11 protein-coding genes are annotated in these 16,912 nt (G+C 71.1%); 7 read left to right on the plus strand and 4 right to left on the minus strand.

All coding sequences use genetic code 11. The features are described 5' to 3' along the window. Positions 1-237: 237 nt before the first annotated feature. Entirely contained in the window at positions 238-2,910 is a 2,673-nt protein-coding gene (locus tag ACFVH0_RS02765; RefSeq protein WP_385817652.1) for a TIM-barrel domain-containing protein, read from the plus strand. Between the two features lie 66 nt (positions 2,911-2,976). Here the strand turns inward: ACFVH0_RS02765 and ACFVH0_RS02770 are convergent, their stop codons facing one another. Further along, on the minus strand, positions 2,977-3,816 hold the full coding sequence (locus ACFVH0_RS02770; RefSeq protein ID WP_385817653.1) for an SAM-dependent methyltransferase: 840 nt from the start codon (positions 3,814-3,816) through the stop codon (positions 2,977-2,979). Positions 3,817-3,936: 120 nt separating this feature from the next. Then, positions 3,937-4,761 carry an SAM-dependent methyltransferase gene (locus ACFVH0_RS02775; RefSeq protein WP_385817654.1) on the minus strand — a complete coding sequence of 275 codons (825 nt, stop codon included), beginning with the start codon at positions 4,759-4,761 and terminating at the stop codon, positions 3,937-3,939. Positions 4,762-5,060: 299 nt separating this feature from the next. Here ACFVH0_RS02775 and ACFVH0_RS02780 point away from each other — a divergent pair, with 299 nt between their 5' ends. Further along, positions 5,061-5,489 (plus strand): GtrA family protein, encoded by a 429-nt coding sequence (locus ACFVH0_RS02780; protein ID WP_385817795.1) that lies wholly within the window; start codon positions 5,061-5,063, stop codon positions 5,487-5,489. A 567-nt stretch (positions 5,490-6,056) separates the two neighbouring features. Further along, on the plus strand, positions 6,057-7,469 hold the full coding sequence (locus ACFVH0_RS02785) for a hypothetical protein (RefSeq protein ID WP_385817655.1): 1,413 nt from the start codon (positions 6,057-6,059) through the stop codon (positions 7,467-7,469). A 19-nt stretch (positions 7,470-7,488) separates the two neighbouring features. Here ACFVH0_RS02785 and ACFVH0_RS02790 read toward each other — a convergent pair whose 3' ends face one another. After that, positions 7,489-9,621: a tetratricopeptide repeat protein gene (locus tag ACFVH0_RS02790; RefSeq protein ID WP_385817656.1), complete on the minus strand. Its 2,133-nt coding sequence runs from the start codon at positions 9,619-9,621 to the stop codon at positions 7,489-7,491. Positions 9,622-10,021: 400 nt separating this feature from the next. Here ACFVH0_RS02790 and ACFVH0_RS02795 point away from each other — a divergent pair, with 400 nt between their 5' ends. Continuing rightward, positions 10,022-11,854: an AAA family ATPase gene (locus tag ACFVH0_RS02795; RefSeq protein ID WP_385817657.1), complete on the plus strand. Its 1,833-nt coding sequence runs from the start codon at positions 10,022-10,024 to the stop codon at positions 11,852-11,854. Positions 11,855-11,880: 26 nt separating this feature from the next. On the opposite strand, the gene ACFVH0_RS02800 is transcribed toward ACFVH0_RS02795, so the two are convergent. Then, entirely contained in the window at positions 11,881-12,738 is an 858-nt protein-coding gene (locus ACFVH0_RS02800) for a maleylpyruvate isomerase family mycothiol-dependent enzyme (protein WP_385817658.1), read from the minus strand. Between the two features lie 315 nt (positions 12,739-13,053). Between ACFVH0_RS02800 and sph the strand changes: the two genes are divergently transcribed. The 3 genes from sph (at position 13,054) to ACFVH0_RS02815 (ending at position 16,856) form a co-directional block, all read left to right on the plus strand. Beyond that, positions 13,054-14,031 (plus strand): sphingomyelin phosphodiesterase, encoded by a 978-nt coding sequence (gene sph, locus ACFVH0_RS02805; protein ID WP_385817659.1) that lies wholly within the window; start codon positions 13,054-13,056, stop codon positions 14,029-14,031. 139 nt (positions 14,032-14,170) lie between these two features. Continuing rightward, the gene (locus tag ACFVH0_RS02810) at positions 14,171-14,881 is read left to right on the plus strand and encodes a response regulator transcription factor (protein WP_385817796.1); all 711 of its coding nucleotides are present in this window, start codon (positions 14,171-14,173) and stop codon (positions 14,879-14,881) included. Further along, on the plus strand, positions 14,871-16,856 hold the full coding sequence (locus ACFVH0_RS02815) for a sensor histidine kinase (protein WP_385817660.1): 1,986 nt from the start codon (positions 14,871-14,873) through the stop codon (positions 16,854-16,856). Before ACFVH0_RS02810 ends, ACFVH0_RS02815 begins: the two co-directional genes overlap by 11 nt. The last annotated feature ends 56 nt before the right edge of the window (positions 16,857-16,912 follow it).

The following is a 16,912-nucleotide window of genomic DNA, read 5'->3' on the forward strand; positions in this document are numbered from 1 at the left end:
CATGCCTGACCAAAAGGGCGGGATGCTCCCACCGCCCGCCCCCACCACCGCCCTTCCGTGAATTCACGATCCGGGCACTTTCCGGAACGTTGACCGGAGCACCGGCAAGGAACGCCGATCCGGACGTTGACATGCACCGGTCGCACGGTGAATTCTGATGCTCGAATCTCCCGAGTTTCAATCATGTCTGCGCAGGCATTGCCTATTTCACTGTTCGGTACGAACGGAGAACACTCCTTGCGGATACTCAAGAAACGTCCCGGTCGAGCGGCGGCCGGCACGCTCTCGGTGATCGTCCTCGCGCTCACCGCCCTGACCGCCCCCGCCCCGCGGGCACACGCCGCGGCCACCCCCTCGGGCACCCTGGACAGCACCACGAAGAACGTGACGTGGCAGAGCCCGGTCTACGCCAAGGGCACCGTCGACTCGCCCGCCAAGTGCGGCACGGCCGCCGAGGACCCCGACAACGCGGTCTGCGCCCGGTTCGACCTGACCGTCGACCCGCCCGAGGGCCAGTGGGACGACAACCCCGAGGGTGGTGTCCCGGTCTCCATCCAGTGGGAGACGCCCACGGACGACTTCGACATGTACATCTACGACTCGGCCGACAGACAGGTGGCCTCCAGCGCCGGCACCGCCGACCCCGAGTCCGCGGTCATCCCGAAGGCTTCCGGGACCTACCACGTGGTGGTCGTCCCCTACGACGTGCACAACAATTCCTTCAGCGGAAAGGCGTATCTGCCCGAGGCCACCGACGCCGGGAACCTCACCGGTTTCGGCGGCTCGCACGGCAGGTACGAGATCGCGGCCGGTGCGCTCAAGGCACGCGCCGAGTTCTTCACCGACGACACACTGCGGCTGCAGGCTTCCCCGGACGGCGTACTCGCCGACCCGAAGGACAGCCACATGATCCGGCAGCAGCCCAAAGCCCAACCGCGCACCGAGTCCTTCGACGCGGGCACCTATTACGGCATCCGCTCCAAGGGCGTCGTATTGCGTGTGTACAAGAAGCCCTTGCGTTTCGGCCTCTACAAGGCCGACAACCGCACGGCCATCTGGCAGGAGGCCGATCCGCTGCGCTGGACCGGCGGCGGCATGCGGCAGAGCCTGAAGCGCGGCGCGGACGAACAGTTCTTCGGCGGCGGCGAGCAGAACGGCAGCTTCTCGCACCGCGGCCGGCTCATGAACGTCGGCAACAACACCAACTGGAACGAGGGCGGTTACAACAACTCCCAGCCGTTCTATCTCTCCACTGCCGGCTACGGCGTGTTCCGCAACACCATGACGCCCGGCATCTACGACTTCAACTCCCCGGTACGGACCGGCCAGCAGGAACGGCGCCTGGACGCGTACTACTTCACCGGTGACACCAAGACGGTCATCGGCAAGTACACCTCCCTGGTGGGCAAGCCGTTCATGCCTCCGGTGTACGGGCTGGAGCCCGGCTCCGCCGACTGCTACCTCCACAACGCCAACCGGGGCGAGCGCCACACCCTGGACGCGCTGAAGGTCTCCGACAGCTACGTCGACAACGGGATGCCGCTCGGCTGGATGCTCGTCAACGACGGCTACGGCTGCGGTTACGAGAACCTGCCGGAGACGGGTGCGGGGCTCAACAAGAACCACGCCCAGCTCGGGCTGTGGACCCAGGACGGTCTGCCCGACGAGGCCTCGGAGGCCAAGGCCGGGGTACGCGTCCGCAAGCTGGACGTCGCCTGGGTCGGCGGCGGCTACGGCTTCGCGCTGGACGCCTGCGACCAGGCCAAGGCCGGCATCGAGAACAACAGCGACGCCCGCGGCTTCGTCTGGCTGCCCGTGTCCTGGGCCGGTGCGCAGCGCTGCGGTGTGCTGTGGAGCGGGGACCAGAGCCTGTCCTGGGACTTCATCCGCTGGCAGATCCCGACGTACGCCGGAGCCACCATGTCCGGCATCGCGTACAACACGGGCGACGTCGGCAGCATCTACCGTCACGACCCCGAGATGTACACCCGCGACCTTCAGTGGAAGGCGTTCCTCCCGGCCATCATGACCATGGACGGCTGGGCCAGTGACATCACCACCAAGCAGCCGCACGATCAGCAGCCGTGGCTGGACGGTGAGCCGTACACCTCCATCAACCGCAAGTACCTGATGCTGAAGGAGCGGCTGCTGCCGTACATGTACACCCTGTCGAAGGAGGCCACGGAGACCGGTGTCGGCGCGGTCCGGCCGCTCGCGCTGGAGTACCCCGACGACCCGGCCGCGCTCGGTCCGGACGCCAAGTACGAGTTCCTGGCCGGACCCGACTTCCTGGTCGCGCCGGTGTACAGCGACACGGACGTCCGTGACGGCATCTACCTGCCGAAGGGCACCTGGACCGACTACTGGACGGGCAAGACGTACCGGGGCCCGACCACGGTCAACGGCTACAGGGCTCCGCTCGACACCCTGCCGCTCTTCGTCCGGGGCGGATCGATCGTACCGATGTGGCCCGAGGGCACCGTGTCCTGGGAGTCCCGGGACCGCACCCGGCTCGGCTACGACATCCACCCGCAGGGCACCACTGAGTACACGCTCTACGAGGACGACGGCGTGACGCGGAAATTCGCCGAGGGCGCCTCGGCCACCCAGCACGTCCGGGTCCAGGCACCCGCCCACGGCAAGAAGGGCACCACCACCGTCAAGATCGGTGCGAGTGTGGGCAGTTACCGGGGCAAGGTGTCCGCCCGCTCGTACGACCTCACCGTGCACGGCGAGCACACACCGTCGCAGGTCGTCATGGGCCACAGCCGCCTGCACCGGGTGAGCTCGGCGGCGGAGCTCGCGAAGGCCGGATCGGGCTGGTTCACCGACCCCGCGACCGGGATCACGCAGGTCAAAACGCCGTCCCTCTCCACCGGACGCGGCTTCACGGTCGAGCTGCGGAAGTAGCCGGCCGGCACGGCAGCACATGGTCGGGGCCGTCTCCGGACGGCCCCGACCCCTGCGCCCGGGACGCTACGGCTTGCGGGCGACCGCACCGTAGATCGGCACCGGCTGCGTCTCCACCGGAAGCTCGCCGACGCTCAGCTCCGGATGCCAGTCGACGACCGGCACGAGGCCGGGCTCCACCATTTCCAGCCCGTCGAAGAACCGGCCGACGGCCCGGTGGGACCTCGGTACGAGCGTCACACCGCCCGCCGCGTACGAGGCCACCCCCTTCGCCACGCTCTCGGGGTCGAAGTCACCGGTGAGCTGCGACAGCACCAGGCAGCTCCCGGCGGGAAGCCGCCCCATCAACCGCTCCACCAGCGCGTACGCCCCCTCGCTCCGCCCCTCCCCCTCGCCGCCGTCCCCGTCGTCGATGAAGTGCATCAGGGCGATGAGGGAGAGCGCGACGGGCCGGTCGAAGTCGAGCACGCCGGCGGCGAGTTCGAGGATCCGCTCCGGCTGCCGCACATCGGCGTCGAGGTACGCCGTCACTCCCTCGGCGGTCCCGTTCAGCAACGCCCCGGCATGGGCCAGGACGATGGGGTCGTTGTCCACGTACACGACCCGGGCGTCGGGAGCCGTGCTCTGGACGATCTGGTGCAGGTTGGGCTCGGTGGGAATGCCGGAGCCGATGTCGAGGAACTGCCGCATCCCCTCCTCGCCCGCGAGCCGGCGCATCGCACGGTGCATGAACCACCGGTTGTGGCGAGCGATGCGCTTCGTGTCCGGCGAGAGCCCGGCGATCTGTCTCCCCAGCTCCTCGTCGACGGGATAGTTGTCCTTCCCGCCGAGAAACCAGTCGTACACCCGCGCGGGATGCGGCCTTGTGGTGTCGATGCGGTCCGCACCGGATCCGTACCCTGTCATCTGGCACTCCCCCTGGTACTGATCAGCTTCCTGCCTCAGGATCTCCCAGCGATCGCCCGGCCGGCCGCGCGGACACACGTGATCCGGCGGCCGGCCACCCTCATCGGGCCCCGGGGCACCTCACTCCTTCACGCCGATACCCCCGAAGGCGTCGACGTCCGCGGGCACGGTCGCGCTGTCGGCGTCGGGATGCCACTCGCTCAGCCGGACGAAGCCCGGGTCGAGGATCCGCAGTCCGTCGAAGAGCGTGACGATCTCGTCGGGCTCGCGCACGTAGTACGGCACCGCGCCGCTCTCGATGTACGCCTTCTCCGCGGCGATCATGCCCTCGCTGGTACGCGTCCCGTCGTACATCACGAGGTAGCTGCCGACGGGCAGCCCCGCCATCAGCTTGCCGACCACCTCACGCGCCTTCGCGAAGTCGCCCGCGTGACCGAGGATGCCGAGCAGCATCAGGGCCACGGGCCGGTCGAAGTCGAGCGTCCTGGCCGCCTCGGCGAGGATGGTGTCCGGGTCGTAGAGGTCGGCGTCGATGTAGTCGGTGACGCCCTCGGGGGAACTGGTCAGCAGCGCACGGGCATGGGTCAGCACGAGCGGGTCGTTGTCGACGTACACGATCCGCGATTCGGGCGCGATGTCCTGGGCCACCTGGTGGGTGTTGTCCGCGGTGGGCAGCCCCGTCCCGATGTCCAGGAACTGCCGCACGCCCCGCTCCGTCACGAGGTGGCCCACCGAACGCCGCAGGAACTGCCGCCCCGCCACCGCCACGTCGACGAGCCCCGGGAAGAAGGCCTTGATCTGGTCACCGACCTCGCGGTCGACCTCGTAGTTGTCCTTGCCGCCCACGAAGTAGTTCCAGAAGCGGGCGGAATGAGGCCTGGTGGTGTCGATCCGGTCCGACACCGGGTTGGCGGGAGGGGTGACGGATGACTGCTGCTCACTCATGAAGACCTCCGGACGCGGAACTGATCAAGCTATGGCCTTAACCTACCTGGGCGTCGCGAGAGTTATGGCCGGGTACGTCACCCAATACGTCTCCCGGGGCCGGTCCGGAGTGGGTTCCCGGTTGTTCCCCACTTGAACCGGACGTTATCGGGTCGCTCGAACGACGCTGACTCCGTAGGTTCTGGGGTGGAATCGAATCGCCGTTCCCCCGACCTTCCGGAGGCCAGCCCGTGACCGCCCCAACGCGTCGGCGGACGCGCGCCCTTCGGCCCCTGGCCTCGGCCTTCGCGCGGTTCGTCGTGTGTGGAGGCGGGGTCGGGCTGGCATCGAGCGCCGCGGTCGTGCTGCTCAGTGGGCGAATACCGATGGCCGTCGCGAACGCGCTGGTCACCGTCGTCTCCACGGTGGTCGCGACCGAGTTGCACCGGCGGATCTCGTTCCGGAGCGAACGCCGGGGGTGGCGGGTCCATCTCCGGTCCGGGGCAACGGTCGCCGTGAGCTACGCGTTCACCACGGGGGCGCTGCTCTGCCTGTACGCCGTGCGGCCCGGCCCCCCGCCCCTGGTCACGCAGACGGTCTATCTGTCGGCGTCCGCCCTGGCGGGGGTCGGACGGTTCGTACTGCTGCGGGTCGTCGTCTTCGGGAACCGGAACCCGAGCCGGAGCGGACACGGTCGCGCTGCGCACGACGACGCACTGAACAAGACATCGGTGGCGATGGCCGTGTGACGCCCCCTCGGTGGCCGGCGCGGCGATCGTGCTGGTTGACTGGCGTGGCCGGTCGCACGGGCGACGCGGAGCCCGCGGACGGGCCGGGGTGGATGAGGGGCGTGCGGATGGAGTACGGGCGGGCCGGGTGGGTCCGGGTGCCGGTGGGGGACGATGCGGCGCGGTGGGCGACCCGGGGGAAGTGCCTGCGGGTGCTGCTCGTCGTGCACAACGTGACCGCCGCGACGCGGCTGCTCGATGTACTGCCCCTGTTCGACGACGACCTGCGGGTGCAGTTGCTGGTGACCTGCACGGGCTCCTCCGCGTTCACGGCCGGCACTGCCGAACTGCTCGCCGACACTGGGGTGCCGGTACTGCCGTGGGAGCAGGCCGCCGCGACTGCGGTCGACCTGGTCGTCTCCGCCAGCTTCGGCGGTGAACTGGACGTATTTTCAGGGCAGTTGGCCGTCCTCTCGCACGGCGTTGGCTACACTAAGAGGCTGGCGACACCGGACACCGGACACCGGACACCGGACACCGGACACCGGACACCGGACACCGGACACCGGATCGGGGGCGAGGGCCGCGGTGCCCGCGCCCGTGTTCGGGCTCGCGCCTCCGTGGCTGCTGTCGGACCGGGGTGCTCCCGTCGCGGACGCGCTCGTACTCTCCCACCCCGAACAGTTCGAACGGCTGCGCCTCGCCTGCCCCGAGGCCGCACCCACCGCCGTGCTCGCCGGGGATCCCTGCTTCGACCGGATCCTCGCCGCACGGCCCCGTCGCGAGCGCTTCCGCCGGGCGCTGGGCATACGCCCCGGTCAGCGGCTCGTCCTGCTCACTTCGACCTGGAACTCCGAGTCGCTCTTCGGTGACGGGACCGAGGTCCCGGGGGACGGCTGGTGCGGAGGAGATGTCGTCGCCGCGCTGCTGGACCGGGTCGCCGACGAGTTCCCCGTGGACGAGTACCGGTTCGCCGCCGTGCTGCACCCCAACATCTGGCACGGGCACGGCCCCGGTCAGATCCGTGCCTGGCTCGATCGCGCACGGCGCGGCGGGATGGCGCTGATCGATCCGCTGACGGGGTGGCGGCAGGCACTGCTGGCCGCCGACGCCGTGATCGGGGATCACGGTTCCGTCACCTATTACGCGGCCGCCCTCGGCACTCCGGTGCTCCTGGGGGCCGTGCCGCTCCACGCCCTCGATCCCGACGCGCCGATCTCCGCGTTCATGCGGGAGGCACCGAGGCTCGACCCCGAAGCGTCCCTGGCCGCGCAGATCGACGAACTCATCCGCTGCCACCGGCCGTTGCCCGGTCCGGCCGAGTTCACCACCTCCGTGCCCGGTGAGTCGGCGGTCCGGCTCAGGAAGCTGTTCTACTCGATGATGGGTGCGCCGGAACCCGGTCGGCCCGCGACACTGGAGCCGCTACCGCTGCCCGGGTACGAGGCCGGAACGGTCACCGTGCCGCTGCGGGTTCTGACCCGGGTGCTCGGACCGGGGGAGATCGCCGTCGGCCGCTGGACGGGAGCTCGGCCCGGGGCCGGATCCGACCCTGCCGGCGAGCTGCACATCGCCGTCCACGAGGACACCCGCGAGGTGGACCGGTTGGAGCTGGCCGACGTCATCTTCCGGGAGGGCGAACCCGACGACCCGCGGTTCGGATCGCCGTCCGTCTGGACCGCCGAGGTGCTCCGCCGCCATCGCGGCTGCTCGTTGGCGGCCTATGTGACCGGCCCGTCGGAATGCGTGGTCCGGGTGCGTGACGAGGAGCCGCTCCGGATGGTGGCGGTGCCCGACACGGAGACGGCGGACGTGGCCGGCGCGGACCCCGCCGCGTACGCCTCCGCCCTGCACGCCTGGCTGGCCACGGAGAGCCCGGAGGCGGTCACCGCCCACGCGCGACTGGAGCGGGCAGTGACCGACGGGCTCGTCCTGCGGACGGGCGACCGGCTTCATCGCGTGCGGGTCGTTCCGCTGTCGCCGTCCGGCTCGGCGTACTGAGGAGAGCCGTGACGAGCGGCTACGGCGCCACGCAGCGTTCCCGGAGCCGTCGCAGATGGACCAGGTGGTACGTGGCACGCTGGCCGTCGAGGGTCCTGATCGCCGCCTCGACGAGCGGGCGCGCCGATTCGGTGTCGTCCTCGTCCAGCCAGGTCTCGGCGAGATCCGTGAGGCTCCGGGCCGTGTTGTACGTGTCACCGCTCGACCGGAAGTACGCCAGCGCCGTCTCCAGCTTCCGCCGGGCGTCCTCGCCTCGCCCGAGCCCGCGCAGCGCCCGCCCGCGATGGCGCTCCAGCAGTGCCTCGGCGCGCGGCACGTCGCCCGTGCCCTCGTCCTGTCCGTCCATGGTGCCCAGGATGCCGCCGGCCTCCTCGAAGCAGTCGTGGGCCTCCTGGTAACGCCACTGGCGCAGCCTCAGCAGCCCCAGGAATTCGACGGCCGAGGCGTGGCCCCGCTTGTGGCCTGCCGCCTCCTCGGCCTCCGCCGCTGCCCGAGCCTCTGTCTCCGCCTCCCGCCAGCGCTTCAACTCGGTCAGGGAGTGGGCGAGTTGTGCGTGGAGTGCTCCGGCGTCGAGGCTCGTGGGGCGATGGGTGTCGATGAGACGCGCCCCGATGCGGAGCGCCGGCAGCAGCATCTCGTGGTGGCCGGCCTTGAGCTGTAGCGGCCACAGGGCACGGCACAGGCGTACGGCGGTGTCCGGGTCGCCGGACTCCTCGGCGCAGCGCACCGCCTCGACCAGATTGCCCGATTCCGCGAGCAGCGCGTCGAGGGCGGCCCCCCGGTCCTCGTACATCTGCCCGGTGTGGCGCTCGGCGGGCGCGGGGACGCGCCAGCTCTCCGGGAGCGCCTGGTGGGCGGCCGATGCGGCCAGGTCGGCGTAGGCGCTCAGAGTGCGGGCGAGCGCCGCCGAGCAGGCCGCGATGCCGTCGTCCCGGATCGCCGCCGCCTCGGCGTGCGCGCGGACCGCGTGGCGGTAGTGGTAGCGACCGCTGCCGGTCGCGCCGGAGCCGCGCTCCAGGAGCATCCGGTCGGCCAGGTCCTCCAGGAGTTCCGCCGTCGCGTCGGGGTCGTGGCCGGTGGTCCGGGCGGCCGTGGCTGCGTCGAGGGCGGGCCAGTCGCGCAGCGCCATCAGCCGGTACAGCCGGGCGGATTCCGGGGCCAGGAGCCGGTAGTTGTCCTCGGCGGCCGCTCGTACCGGGTCGCCGTCCGCCTCGGCGCGACGCGGCGGGAGGGTGGGCGCGGAGAGCTGGTGCGCCGCGGCGCGCAGGGCGTACGGCGACCCGCCGCAGCGCTGGAGCAGCGAGGGCAGAGTGGCACGGGCCGCGGCGACCGTGGATTTGCCGGTGATGTCGGTGAGCAGCCGCACCGCGTCCCGGTCGGTGAGCGGGCCGACGGGCACCCGGACGGCGTCGATGCCGGGGAAGGGGGCGCGGGCGACCAGGATCGTGAACACGCCGAGTGCCGGGGTGAGGAACGGCCTCACCTGCGACGCGGAGTACGCGTGGTCGAGCACGATCAGGAGTTTCCGGTCCGCCACGCGGTGCCGGAAGAATTCGCCCAGCTCGTCGGTCCCGGTCGGCATCTCCTCGTTCGGCACCCGAAGTTGACGCAGCAGGGCACGCAGTACGGTTCCGACGTCCCGCGCGCCACCGACGCCTCGGCCACCGAGGTCGGCGTAGATCTGACCGTCCGGGAAGAGGCGGGTGGGCTGTGCTCCGAAGTGCACGGCGAGGGTGCTGGAGCCCATGCCGTCCGGACCGTGCACCAGGGCGAGCCTGGGCCGTCCGTCGGCGCGGCGCGACGCCTCCTTCCGGAGTTGCTTCATCGCCTCCTTGCGATCCGTGAAGAACCTTATGGAGGCGGGGAGGTCCGACCGGACGGAGCGGGCCGGGCCGGGGTCGCGGCGCGTCCGGGCGGCGAAAGCGGTCCAGGAGGCGGCGAGTTGCGGATCGGTACGGAGCCGGTCGTGGACCATGCGGGCCACGTCCTCCCGCTCGTCCGGGGCCACGGGGGCGGGAACCTCGCGGCCGACGATTCTCCGCACGACACCCCCGGTGGACTCCCAGGCCCATCTGCCGGCCTCGTTGGCCATCCCCGAGCCGACCGCGCCGAGTACCGCCGAAATCGCCGCCACCGAAGTGGGATCGAGCATGTCGCGCACTCCTCGTTCCCGGTGTTCCGCGCGGTGCGCCCTCCCCGGCACCGTCGCTGTCACCGTGCGGATCAACGTTAGCGTCACACGGGCCGGTCTCCCCCGGACATCGTGGCGGTGACCGTACGGGCCGACGCGGCCGACCGTTCAACTGCCCTGAAAGCGACCCTTCCATCGGTGTCCGGGCGGATTCGGCGCCTCGGCATCGCCGCCCCGTCGCCGCCCGTTCACCGTCTCTCGGCGTCTTTCGCCGCCCTTTCGCGGATGTGGCCGGACGGTCGTCGAGTGTGTTCACCGGCCGCCGGGTCGTGTTGGATATCCTGGCGGTTGTTCCAGGTCGTCACGGCGAGCCCCGTCGGCCGTCGGCGCGCGGGCCGGGGGCCCGTCGAGGGGAGTAACTGTGCACGGAGCAGCCGCACACCGGGGTTCGCCCAGGAAGGCCGAGCAGGCTTGGCAGCAGGCAGTGGCACTGCTCAACCAGGGCAATGAAGCGGCCGCCGCGGAACGGTTCTCGTTCGCCGCCGAGCAGGATCCCCTGGCCGCCGACGCCTGGCTCGGGCTGCATGCGACCGGGCAGCGCCAGAAGGAGGCGCTGGACGCCATGGTCCGGTCTTCCGGCTCCTTCGGCGCGCTGCGAACGAAGTTCGGGATGCCGCTCCGCTCCCGGTTCCAGCTCGGACACTACGTCACCTTCCGGCTTGAGAACGCCCGTGACCTGTGGGTGGCGGCGATGACCTCGCTGCTTGACGCCGGGAAGCTCGACGAGGCCTGGGCCGGGCTTTCCACGGCTCAACTGGACTGCGACGAGACCCGGTTCGTCTGTACGCGGTACGCCTTCCTCAAGGAGGACTGGGCCCTCGTGCTCCGTTTCGCCCCGGGGATCCGTGACGCCTTCCTGCACGACGAGTCACAGCTGTACGTGGGGGCGGCGCTGTTCGCGCAGGGGGTCTGCCACGAGGCGCTGAACGTGCTGGCGGAGCTGCCGAAGAAGCTGGAGTCGGGGAGCCGTTTCGACGCGGAGGTCAAGTACTTCATGGGCCGGTCCCTGGAGTCGCTGGGCCGGCCGGAGGAGGCTCTCAGGCGGTACCAGTACGCGTTCCGGTGTGCGCCGGGCCTCTTCGACGTGGACGTACGGGCGCAGGCCCGCTCCACGGCTCCGACGGCCTCGTCCGTGGCCGGGGAGGCTTCCGCACCCTCCCCCACATCTTCCTCCCCGTCCCCTTCCCCGTCGGTACCCCCGCGGCCCCGAACGCCCGCGCCCACCTCCGCACCCCCTGCCCCGGCGACCGCCCCGGGCGCGGGACAGGACTCCGGGCCGGCGGGGACGGACGGTGCGGACGGGCTGTCGCGGGAGGAGATGGCCCGCCTGCTGGCGGAGGCCCAGCAGGCGCTGGACGGCATGATCGGCCTGGAGCCGGTGAAGCGGCAGGTGCTGACGCTGATCGCTCAGCTGCGCATGGCGGCGCTCCGCGAGGAGCAGGGCCTGCCCAGCGGCGCCCGGCCCCGGCATTTCGTCTTCGCGGGTCCTCCCGGCACCGGCAAGACGACCGTCGCCCGCATCATCGGCAAGGTCTTCGCCGGACTGGGGCTGCTGCGTTCGGGCCATGTCATCGAGGCCCAGCGCGTCGACCTCGTCGGGCAGCACCTCGGATCCACCGCCATCAAGACCAGCAAGGTCATCGACTCCGCCCTGAACGGCGTGCTGTTCATCGACGAGGCGTACGCCCTGTCCAACAGCGGGTACAGCGGTGGCGACGCGTTCGGCGACGAGGCGCTCCAGGTGCTCCTGAAGCGGGCCGAGGACGACCGGGACCGGCTCGTCGTCGTACTCGCCGGGTATCGCGAGGAGATGACCGGTCTGCTCGCCGCCAACCCGGGACTGGTGTCCCGGTTCAACACCCGGGTCGACTTCCCCTCCTACTCCGCGGAGGAACTGCTCCTGATCGCCCGGTCCATCCTGGGCGATCAGGGCGACGTACCCGACGCCGCGGCCGCCGTCGCGCTCGGCGACCTCTTCGCCGCCGCCGTGGACGGCGGCATGGCCGACACCCTGGGCAATGCCCGCTTCGCCCGCGAGCTGTGCCAGAAGGCTGCCGCGCAGCGGGATCTGCGTCTGTACGCCGAGCACTCGGGCGGTTCGACACCGACCCGGGAGGAGATCACCACCGTGCTCACCCAGGACGTGATGGCGGCCCACCAGGAACTCATGGAGTCCCACGGGAACCCGGCGTAGGGCTCAGTCCGCCCCGGCCTCAGGGCTCAGGGGGCTTTGAACAGCCCCGGGAACCGGAGTGCGAGCCAGGGCTTGCGGCCCCGGGCGAACACCCGGCCCCGGGCCATGGCGCCGTTCGGGCCGATGCGGCCGAGTGCCATCAGGAGGAAGGTGACCGGCTCGATGAGGATGGTGCAGTCCGGGCGGGCCGGCGGCCGGGGGGTGACGGTCACGGCGCCGTCGGTGAACGTGACACCGAATCGGGTGCCGCCCCACAGGCGGATCGTGTAACTGGCGGTGAGCCGGGCGGTGGTAGCGGCATCGGTGACCCTGGGCATCACCGTGATCAGGAACGGCAGGGACAGTTCGACGCGAGCGCGGTCGATCATGTGAGGCCGCCCCAGCGCACGGGCGAGGTCGTAGCCATGGCCGAGCATGTGCGTCAGCAGGTACGAGCCCAGCACCTCCCGGCTCATCGGCCCGAGCGGTGTGACCACCGTCCCGGCCGCGTCACCGGTCCCGCCGCCGGTCTGGGTGCTGTCCGTCGCGCACCGGTCGAAGGCCGCGAGGCAGGCATCGGTGTGCGTCACGATCAGCTCCGCCAGCGGCCCGGCGGCCCGCTCGCCGAACTCCGCGAGCGCCCGCTCGTTGGCGGCGGCCAGGCTCTGCGGCGTGCCGTCCCCGTAGTTGCGTTCCCGGCCGGCCGCGATATCGGCCATCAGCTCGTTGGCCTGCGCCAGGTGTGCCGCGGCCTCCCCCACGGTCCACTCCGACCGGGGCACCGGAACGCTCGTGTCCGCGGCCCCGCGCAACACCGCCGCTATCTCCTCGGCGGTGGCCCGCAGGGCATCGCCGAGCCCTTCGGGCAGCGTGCCCCGCGCGTCGTGTCCGGTCGCTGATTCCACGCTTCTCCCCGCATCGGCCGGGCCTGCCCGCCCGGATGTGAACAGCCCGCCCGCGGGCTCCGTTCCGGGGCGCCGCACGGCGCCCGGGGTACAGAAGACCAGGTGGCGGGGGCTGCGACAAGGGCCGGAACGCCACCGGACCAGATCGGCCTCCGTCGCCGTGCGGTGCCGGGCGAGCCGGCACGGCCGCACCCCGGCGCCCATTCGTACGGTTGCGGCAAGTCTGACGGCATCCGATGTCTACCCACGGGTAACTCCCCCTGCTTTGATGGGCGGCACCACCTTCCGCCCCCTCCCCCCACACGAGGAGACCCTGTGCCGAATCCCGCGATCCGTCGTCTCTCCGGCGCGACTCTGGCCGGCGCGCTCGCCGCGGCGGCACTGGCCGCCAACGCGCCGCAGGCGTCGGCGGCCGAGACTCCGTCGCTGCGCGTCCTCACGTACAACACGTTCATCTTCAGCAAGACGCTGTACCCGAACTGGGGCCAGGATCACCGCGCCGCGGAGATACCGAAGACCTCGTTCTTCCGGGGCAATGACGTCGTCGTGCTCCAGGAGGCGTTCGACAACTCCGCGTCCGACGCTCTGCTGCGCAACGCGTCCGCCCAGTACCCGTACCAGACCCCCGTGGTGGGCCGGAGCAAGAGCGGCTGGGACGCCACCAGCGGGGCGTACTCGGCCGTGACTCCGGAGGACGGGGGTGTCACGGTGCTGAGCAAATGGCCCGTCGTCCGCAAGGAGCAGCACATCTACAAGGACGCCTGCGGCAGCGACAGCTGGTCCAACAAGGGATTCGCGTACGCCGAGCTGAACGTCCGCGGTGCACGGGTCCACGTCGTGGGTACCCACACGCAGTCGACGGACTCCGGATGCAAGGCGGGTGAGGCCGCCGCGAAGCGCAGCCTGCAGTTCAAGCAGATCGACGCCTTCCTCGACGCCAAGAACATTCCGGCCTCCGAACAGGTCATCGTGGCAGGAGACCTCAACGTCGACTCGCACTCTTCCGAGTACGCCTCGATGCTCGCCGACGCGGACCTGACCGCCGCCACCCGCACCGGGCACCCGTACTCCTTCGACACCCAGGACAACTCGATCGCCGCCGACCGCTACCCCGACGACCCCCGCGAGGACCTCGACCACGTGCTGCACCGCGCCGGGCACGCGCAGCCGTCCGGGTGGACGAACGAGGTGGTCCAGGAGCAGAGCGCGCCCTGGACCGTGTCGAGTTGGGGCACGAGCTACACGTACACGAACCTCTCCGACCACTACCCGGTGGTCGCGTCGGTCCGGTAGCGCTCCGGAGCGGGCGGGAAGCCGGCCGCGGTGCGGGAAGTCCGCACCGCGGCGGCCCGGCCGGCACGACCGGCACAATCCGGCGCCATGAATGGTCGCTTCGTGGTCATCTACGATCGTTCGCGTGTGCGCAAATGTCATGGTCGCCGAAGACGACGAGAAACAGGCCGAACTCGTACGCCGCTACCTCGAACACGAGGGCCACGCGGTCACGGTCGTCGGTGACGGACTCGCGGCGCTCGCCGAGGTCCGGCACCGGGAGCCCGATCTGCTGGTGCTCGATGTGATGATGCCGCGGGCCGACGGTCTGGACGTGGTACGTGTGCTGCGCGCCGAGCACCGGGAGCTGCCGGTGCTGATGCTGACGGCCCGCAGCACCGAGGACGATCTGCTGCTGGGGCTGGATCTCGGCGCGGACGACTACATGACGAAGCCGTACAGCCCGCGTGAACTGATGGCCCGCGTACGGACCCTGCTGCGGCGCAGCCGGCGGGGTGCGGAGGGCGCCGGGCCCGCCGTGGACCAGGCGCTGAGGGTGGGTGCGCTGGTCGTCGACCCGGACCGGCACGAGGTGTCCGTGGAGGGCAGGCCGGTGGATTGCACCCCCGGTGAGTTCCGGATCCTCGCCGCCATGGCGACCGAACCGGATCGGGTCTTCACCCGGCAGCGGCTCCTGGAGGAATTGCACGGCTTCGACCGGTACATCAGCTTCCGCACGGTCGATGTGCACATCATGAACCTGCGCAAGAAGACCGAACCCGAACCGCGCCGGCCGATCCGGCTGCTCACCGTCTTCGGTGTCGGCTACAAGCTGACGGACCCGGCGAGGAACGCCCCGCGTGCGTCGTGACCGGCGGCGGAACCGGCCGCCGCTCCGCAAGAGCCTGTTCGGCCGTCTACTGGCGGTGTCCGCGCTGGTGGCGGCCTGTTCGGTGGCCGCCACGGCCTGGCTGGCCGTACAGACCACTTCCGGCGCCATCAAGCAGGAGCAGGGCCAGAACCTGACCGCCGACGCCCGGATCTACAACACCCTGCTCGGTTACGCGGCCGGCCACCCCACTTGGGAAGGCGTCGACGGCACCGTGCGCGAGCTGGCGCGGCAGTCCGGCCGGCGGATCGCGCTCACCACCGAGCAGCGCCGTCCGCTCGCCGATTCCGCTGCCCGGTCGGCACCGCCCGCCCTGCCGCCCCGGGCATCGGCGATCGTCGACCCGCTGTCCGTGGACACGGCCCTGTCCCGGACGGCCGACCGGACCGGGAACGCGGCCGACCGGGTCGACCCCCGTGCGGTCGGCCCGTTCCGGTTGCCCGCGGCGGAGCGTACGGCGTTGCAGCGCGCCGCCGACCGGAGCGCGGCATGTCTGAGCCGGGTCGGGATCGCGGCGGACGTGGTCAGGGGCCCGAGCGGGCGTCCGCGCATGGAGATCGTGGGCAATGATCCGGACCGGGTGCACAACACCCGGTGCACGACCGAGGAGCTGGACTCCCCGACCGCGACCGAGAAGAAGGCCCTGGACGCGCTCGACCAGCTGGCCAACGCCTGTCTGAAGCGCCAGGACCGTCCGCCCGTACGGCTCAACCTGGACCTGTCCTGGGGAGACGGCCCCATGACGAAGGTCGCCGCCGAGGCCGAGGCCGCGACTCCCACACCCTCGCCACTACCGGGCGTCCGCACCGACGAGGACGACCGGGCCACCGCGTCCTGCGTGGACACGGCGCGCCGTGAACAGCTCAGCTCCTATGTCGCCTCGCCCGCCCTGCTGTTCATCGGCGACGAGGACAGCCCGACCGTGCCCGGTTTCGACCTCTCCCCCGCGAACACCGCGAAGATCGCGGGCGCGGCCGCGCTCGTCCTGGCGCTCACCGTCGGAGCCACGATGCTCGCCGGATCCCGGCTGGCACGACCGCTGCACGCGCTGACGGGCGCGGCCCAGCGGATGCGGGACGGCGAGGACTCCGCGCCCGTGCTGGTCACCGACGACAACGAGATCGGCCGGCTCGCCGCGGCCTTCAACGACATGGCCGACCACCGTGCGCGGCTGGAGGCGCAGCGCAAGGACATGGTCAGCGACGTCGCCCATGAGCTGCGGACCCCGCTGAGCAATATCCGGGGCTGGCTGGAGGCGGCACAGGACGGCCTGGCGGAGCCCGACCCGGCGTTCATCGCCTCGCTGCACACGGAGGCCATGCAGTTGCAGCACATCATCGACGACCTCCAGGATCTCGCCGCGGCGGACGCCGGTGCCCTGCGTCTGCACCCCGAGCCGGTACGTATCGAGGACGTGCTGGCACAGGTCGCCGCGGCGCACCAGGCGGGGGCCGAGTCCGCCGGGGTGGCGCTCTCGGCACTGCCGGCGGTGGACGACGCGCCCTCCCCCGTGTTGTGGGCCGACCCGGTGCGGCTTCGCCAGGCCATCGGCAACCTGGTCTCCAACGCCGTACGTCACACCCCGTCGGGCGGACGTGTGACGGTGCGCGCGTACGGCGCGGGAGTGTCGGCGGACGAGGCGGCGGCCGGCCGGGTGGTCGTGGTCGAGGTCGCCGACACGGGCACCGGTATCTCGGCGGAGCACCTGCCGCATGTCTTCGACCGCTTCTGGCGGGCCGAGAAGTCTCGCAACCGCCGCACCGGGGGCAGTGGGCTGGGCCTGGCGATCGTACGGAAACTCGTGGAGGCGCACGGCGGCTCGGTGAGCGCGGCGAGCGTCGAGGGTCAGGGTTCGGTGTTCACGCTCCGCCTGCCCGCGGGCGCGGCGGACGCACCGGGTCCGACGAGCGCCGTGGATCCGGTCGACGAGTCCCCGACCGCCGCTGACCGGGCCTGATGCGATGACCACAACGTTCTGACAGCTTCTTCATAACTTCACGCCAGCCTGTCGGC

This window comes from Streptomyces sp. NPDC127117, from assembly GCF_042677325.1.
Classification (GTDB): domain Bacteria; phylum Actinomycetota; class Actinomycetes; order Streptomycetales; family Streptomycetaceae; genus Streptomyces.

Excerpts from the sequence above, each read along its gene's own strand:
- ACFVH0_RS02770 (WP_385817653.1), bottom strand. The coding sequence starts at position 3,816 with ATGACAGGGTACGGATCCGGTGCGGACCGCATCGACACCACAAGGCCG.
- ACFVH0_RS02775 (WP_385817654.1), bottom strand. The coding sequence starts at position 4,761 with ATGAGTGAGCAGCAGTCATCCGTCACCCCTCCCGCCAACCCGGTGTCG.
- ACFVH0_RS02790 (WP_385817656.1), bottom strand. The coding sequence starts at position 9,621 with ATGCTCGATCCCACTTCGGTGGCGGCGATTTCGGCGGTACTCGGCGCG.
- ACFVH0_RS02810 (WP_385817796.1), top strand. The coding sequence starts at position 14,171 with ATGGTCGCCGAAGACGACGAGAAACAGGCCGAACTCGTACGCCGCTAC.